Below are 6575 nucleotides of genomic sequence, written 5' to 3' on the forward strand. Positions count from 1 at the left end.
GTTAGTAATACCTTTCTGATTGTGTCCACCTCATTTCTAAGTCATGAGGTTCTATTATAATATATGAACTACTAATTGGGACATAATCATTTGTGATACACTAGGACATTATCATAAATGAATCATACAATGGAAATTTCTTTTGTCTCAATGCTTGACATATCAAGACCAACTCCTGGATTCATAAGATTTCCGATTAAAAGTGCTACGGAAATAGCAAATGCAGTAGTTACCAGATAAAAAAACAGGGTTTTTACACCGATTTTCCCCAGCTTTTTGGTATCTCCCATCGCCATGCTCCCACAAACCAGGGAACAAAACACCAATGGTACTACAAGCATCTGCATCAAACGTAAGAATCCATTTCCAACTACATAAAAAATACCGCCAATTAAAACGTGGTCGCGAAAGTTTCCCTCCGGTACGTAATAATGGAGCAGGATTCCAACGATCGCACCTGCGATAAGTCCAATGAAGATGGATGTGGTCAGTCCAATTTTCTTTTTATTTTCCATATGTTAAATTCTTCCTTCCTTTTTAATTTTTTCGTTCCGTCATGTATTGCTCCAACATCACTCTCCAATCTGGTAGTAATTCAATCTGGGACATTCGAAGCATTAAATTATCCAACACAGAATACGTGGGGCGCATTGCTGTTAACTTGTCCTGATTTGCAGGAACTGGTATGACTTTTGTCTCATGTCCGGAAAGCCGTACGATTTCTTTTGCAAATTCATACCTAGTGCAGTGGCCTTGTCCCGTCACGTGATAGATTCCGTCTGAAGCTGATTTCATTAAATATATGATCTTAGATGCCAGATCGGACGCACCGGTTGGTACCCCAGTCTGATCCTCTGCCGCATAGATCGTCTTTCCTTCTGCTATTTCCTTTAAAATCTGGCTGACATAACCACTTCCATCTCCGAAAATCCAGGAACTTCGAACTATAATATGGCGATTGCAAAACTCTTTTACAAAATTTTCTCCCGCTAACTTGGATTTTCCATATATGGTCTGGGGGTTTGGTGTATCAAATTCTGTGTATGGCTTGGTACTTTCCCCATCAAAGATGTCATCCGTTGATATGTGAATCATTCTTGCCTTGCCCATTCTTGCTGCCACGCTTAGATTACGTGCACCAAGCGCGTTGATCTTAAATGCCAATTCCATATTTTGTTCGCATACATTCACATCCGTAACCCCGGCGCAGTTTACGATATAATGAGGCCGGTTAATGTTTGCAAAATCCATAACAGCTTTCGGATCCGTGATATCCACATCATCGACATCGGTAAGCAGAAGTTCTACATTCGAACCATTTAACTGCTCTGTCATTTTTGTGCCAACTCTCCCGCTGGCACCGCAGATCCAAACCTTCTGCATACTGTTCATTATTTGCCCTCCAATCAAATGTAAAAATTACAGATTATTAATTTTATCATGTTTTATTATCTGGTACAAGAATTATTAAACTCCCCAAAAAACAAGACCACCAAAATTTAAGTGATCTTGTCAATCTTTTTATTTAATCGGTACGAAGATTTTTGGAAACACCAGATGCGGTACCCGTGAGTATACTTGCAGGATCTTCCAAATGGAAGTAATAATTAAAGATCCCTTTTCCCACTCCTACTACGTTTCCAGAACTATAACCATTGGCAATCCTTACCGTCATCGCAATCTGTGGATCGTTAAGAGGTGCATATCCGATAAACAAACCATGATTTGGTTTATTTTTTGCCTCTTCTGCAGTTCCAGTCTTTCCTGCTGCTTCAATTTTCAAATCTTTTAATGTGGTATTGGAATGAGCCAGCTCATTCATTCCCTTCGCTACATCACTCCAGATAAACTCTGGCAAAGTTACCGTACTTTTTATGTCCGGTTCAAAGGAATGAATCACGGTGCCATCGCCTTCTGTTATCTTGTTAATCAAAGACAATTCGTAGCTTTTTCCATGATTGGCCAGAGTTGCCGTATAACGTGCAATCTGTGTTGTGGTGTAGTTATGCGTTCCCTGACCGATGGATGAGGGGATGGCATATTGGTCGGTTACATGAGGCTTGGATTCGCCGATTTCGATCCCTGTATTTTTATCCAGATCCAAAAGATCTGCATATTTTCTAAGGGTATTAAGACCTTTTGATTCCGAGAAAAGCCCCGTGTCATCAGTTCCCAGCCGGTAAGTGATTTCCGATAAATAAACGTTACATGAGTTTTTCAAGGCATCTGCACTGGAAGATATAACCCCATGTCCACTCCGCTTCCAACATCGAAGAGGAGGTTCAATTTTATCGAATATACCCGTACATACAATACTGGTATCTGTCTGGATCACCCCTTCATTTAACCCTGCAATTACAGTGACTGGTTTAAAGGTGGACCCTGGAGCCGTAAGCTGACTGGTGGCACGATTAAACAAAGGTAGAGACAAATCAGTTTCCAGTCCCCGATAATAGGCCGTATCCATCTGGTTTGCCAATCGGTTGTTGTCGTATCCTGGATAGCTGACACATGCCAGCACCTGACCATTCTGTGGATTAACAACCACTGCGGAACCAGAGCAAGGATCCAGTGCCAGTTGTGCCGGGGTTATCTCCAGATTTTTGATTTTTTTCCGAATAAACTGCCAGGAGCTTAACTGTCCATTCACCAATGGTGCATAATCTGGATCCTCTTTTGAAAGAACGCCTTGTTCATATAAAAGAAGTTCCGTGACTTGACCGCTTAACGATCCTTCTTCAATCATCGCCTGATAAATCCGTAAATCAAACGCTTCGTTTTGTTTTAATTCGTTTAATATGGATTCCTCCACCAGGCGTTCTGCATCTTGAATCTCTGTATATTTTTCATGATTTTCGATCTGATTTAAATCCATATCTCCGTTGGCAATTAACTCCGTCAGGTATTGCCTCAGGCTTTTTTCCTCTCCACGAAACGATCCGCTGTTTTTTTGAATCAAACCGTCTTTTTTGATCTGATCAGTAAGGAAAGTAAAATACCCCTTCATCTCATCTCCTAGACTCTCATAAGCGGAACCGGAAGCGTCAAAGGATTCGGCCATCTTTTGGAATACCTCTTCCTTTTTCCGGCTAAATGCCTGATAAACCTGTTTCTCCAGATCCGTTGCATCCTCATCGTTTAATTTCTCTCGATCGATCACATGATTCTGAAACAAAGCAAAATAGACATCATCGGAAGTGATTCGAATATGGGAAGCATCGATTGCTTTCGACATATCCGCCCGTTTGGTCTCTACCATATTGGTCAACAAGATCCCGGCAATCTGCTGTTCTAACATCTGATAAACTGCATCTTGTAAGTTTTTATCTATGGTAAGATACACATCTTTACCCGTGGTCGGATTGCTCGTTATCATAGGATCTGATTTTAGATTTCCTACTACATCGGTATAAAATTGTTCGGTTCCGTCCTTGCCTCTTAACCATTCTTCCATGGATTTTTCAATCCCGCTTTTCCCTATGATAGACTGGCTGGTGTACACACTTCCCTCTCCGGATTTGCCCAGTTCTTCTGCTGAAATCGCACCCGTATAACCTAGAATAGAAGAAAGGCTTTCCCCGCCATAATAAACACGGATGTTACTGTCTTCGATATCTGCTCCTGGAAGATCTTCCTTTTTCTCCATAACCGCAACCATAGCTTCTTCCGTTACATCGGACGCCACCAAATAAGGCAAATATTTTCGATATGAATTTAAAGAAAGACCATAACGTATATTGGCGATCTGAAGCATCTCTTTTTCAGAAAGTTTTGCAGGTAGTCCATAACGATCCTGATCTTCCTTAGAATACACTGCTTTAATGGAAAACTTTTTTTCACCAGTTAGTTCATCCATCATGTCATTTGCAGTTTTATTCTTTTGGTCATCATCCAGATCGTTAACATCACTTTCCCCGTAAAAATCAGCCTGGAAGCGTCTTAACCGCCAGCCGTCCGCTGTATAGTGAAACGTTCCATTCTCATCTGCCTCTATGGGGATACTTACATTTAATTTATCATCATCCATCACCAGATGGATCAACTGATAGGCAATCCCATTTAATGTTTTCTGCTTTTCCTTTGTGGACCGGTAATTTTTAGAATCTTCCAGCGTAATGTTATAGGAAAGGCGGTTGGATGCCAAAAGATTGCCATTTCTATCAAAAATATTCCCTCTGTTTCCAGAAAGTCTTCGTGTTTTCATAATCGAACTGATAAATTCTTCTTGACTGGTAGCGCCGTCAATAATCTGGAGACGGTACAACCGGAAAACAAGAACAAACAAAAGGAATAAGAAAAGGATACCCAGAATGAGTAATCTTGGGATTTTATCAGTCAATTCTATCTCTGAACTTGTTTTACGATGAAATCGTTTGTGATTGCGCAACATAATACTCCTATCATTAGACCAAATCATACAGTTATTGAAAAAAGGAACAGGGTCCTATTAAAACAGACACCTGTTATATTATAAGGTTACGTATGTAGTGTTTGATTATACACCAATTTTTAACAGAAGTAAATTCATTTTTCCAGCTTATAACGTTAGTTTGAATCAAGCGTTCGTCATCAACGCCCCCGTTAATCCCACGGCATAAGTCAGTATATCCAGTGACAAACATTGCTATTATATCCACAATCGTATCTTGTGGATATAATAGATCAATTTATTGAACTAATCTAAATATATTACTTAATAATGTTCGTGTCAACGCTTACGCTAACCATTGGGTTATAAGATGTCTTCTCCTTTCGCAGCTCTCGCCACAAGTCCAGAGGAAACCAAAAGTGCAATTAGATTGGGAAACACCATCAAAGCGTTAAATAAATCGGAAAGATTCCAAACCAGCTGCACCTTTAAAAAGGAGCCTAGTATAAGGAACAAAATTACAATTGCCATATACCCTTTGACTGCCCCCTCACCAAACAAAGCCTTTACATTAACTTCTCCAAAGAAATACCAGCTAATAATGGTAGAGAACGCAAAAAACAAAAGACAAATAGCAATAAATGTAATTCCCATGGTACCAAATGCCAGTCCAAATGCTGCCTGCGCCATTGCGATTCCCTGAGGAATGCCTTCTGCTCCTGGAACCATGATTCCAGACGTTAAAATAACCAGGGCCGTCAGAGTCAATACAACAAACGTATCTATAAACACCGCCATAAGTGCCATAACTCCCTGATCCTGTGGCTGATCTACCTTCGCAATGGCATGGGCATGAGGAGTGGAACCCATACCAGCTTCATTGGAAAACAGTCCCCTGGCCACACCATAACGCATGGCTTCCCGAACTCCAATTCCAGCCGCTCCACCAAACAGTGCCTGAGGATCAAAGGCCCCGATTACAATGGATTTTAGGGCTGGAATCAAAGCAGAATAATTCATAAAAAGGACAATGATACATCCAGCTATATAAAGACCCGCCATAACTGGTACTAGTTTTTCTGTGAGAAAAGCCACTCGTTTGACCCCACCGATAAAGGTAAACGCTGCCAATGCTGCAATTATCGCACCGACTAGCAATGGATCGAAACCAAATGCCGTATAAAATGCCTGACCAATGGAATTGGCCTGTACCATATTCCCAGTAAATCCTAGTGCAAATACGATTGAAATTGAAAAAAATACAGCAAGGGCTTTTCCAAATGTTCCTTTAAAACAGGCTTTGATGTAATAGATCGGTCCTCCTGTGACTTCTCCATCGGAATTTACTTGCTTGTATTTCTGCGCCAAAACCGCCTCTCCATAGTTAGTTGCCATTCCAAAAAAAGCACTGATCCACATCCAAAAAATAGCACCTGGCCCTCCGGAGTAAAGCGCAGTGGCGCATCCGGCTATGTTTCCCGTTCCAACTTGAGCCGCAATTGCAGTTGTTAATGCCTGAAATGACGACATCCCGTCTTTTCCTGCTTGTTCTCCGTTTAGTTTAAAGCTGCCAAACATTCTTCGCAGACCTTCCGGAAATTTACGAACCTGTACGAACCTGGTTCGGACCGTATAGAGAATTCCTGTTCCTACTAATAAATACAGTAATATGCTGTTCCATACAATTCCACTAACTTTGTCAACCAGATCTGTAAAATATACCATTTGTATAAACCTCTCTCACTTGTATTATAAAAAGCCAAACCATACAAGATGATTTGGCTCAATAAGCAAACAAATAAGGGCATCACGGCCGCTATACGTTTGAACTCTGTCCTTTTGCCTGAGAGATTAACACGATTCTTCGTGTCTTGCACCTTCGGCACTCATAAAGAGATTCTCCAGAGCCACATCCATTCATAGTCCATACCCCGCTGTTTGGGGCACCTGAGAGTGTTACTCCTTCGGCAGACAATGTCATTTTCCTACGAATTTCATTTGTTGGTATGTAACTTTTCCTAGACACCTTACCATACGATTTTATATAAGTCAAGATTGTTATGGATATCGCTGTTAATATATGATTCATTTATGATAATGTCCTAGTGTATCACAAATGATTATGTCCCAATTAGTAGTTCATATATTATAATAGAACCTCATGACTTAGAAATGAGGTGGACACAATCAGAAAGGTATTACTAAC

General features: G+C 40.7%; 3 protein-coding genes, 1 pseudogene and 1 riboswitch. All 4 genes and pseudogenes read right to left on the bottom strand.

Annotated elements, in window-relative coordinates; all coding sequences use genetic code 11:
• Nucleotides 1-128: 128 nt before the first annotated feature.
• Nucleotides 129-515 (bottom strand): annotated as a pseudogene (locus EFT72_RS18710) (cation:dicarboxylase symporter family transporter); the annotation flags it as partial.
• 22 nt (nt 516-537) lie between these two features.
• Entirely contained in the window at nt 538-1392 is an 855-nt protein-coding gene (gene rfbD, locus EFT72_RS18715) for a dTDP-4-dehydrorhamnose reductase (protein ID WP_347561907.1), read from the bottom strand.
• A 133-nt stretch (nt 1393-1525) separates the two neighbouring features.
• On the bottom strand, nt 1526-4390 hold the full coding sequence (locus tag EFT72_RS18720) for a penicillin-binding transpeptidase domain-containing protein (protein WP_164473224.1): 2865 nt from the start codon (nt 4388-4390) through the stop codon (nt 1526-1528).
• A gap of 342 nt (nt 4391-4732) precedes the next feature.
• Complete coding sequence (locus EFT72_RS18725) at nt 4733-6094, bottom strand: sodium:alanine symporter family protein (RefSeq protein WP_124068435.1); 1362 nt, start codon at nt 6092-6094, stop codon at nt 4733-4735.
• Between the two features lie 96 nt (nt 6095-6190).
• A riboswitch (glycine riboswitch) is annotated at nt 6191-6284 on the bottom strand.
• Nucleotides 6285-6575: the final 291 nt, after the last annotated feature.

It is taken from the genome of Clostridium sp. E02, assembly GCF_003833015.1.
In the GTDB taxonomy this organism is placed as follows: Bacteria; Bacillota; Clostridia; order Lachnospirales; family Lachnospiraceae; genus Lacrimispora.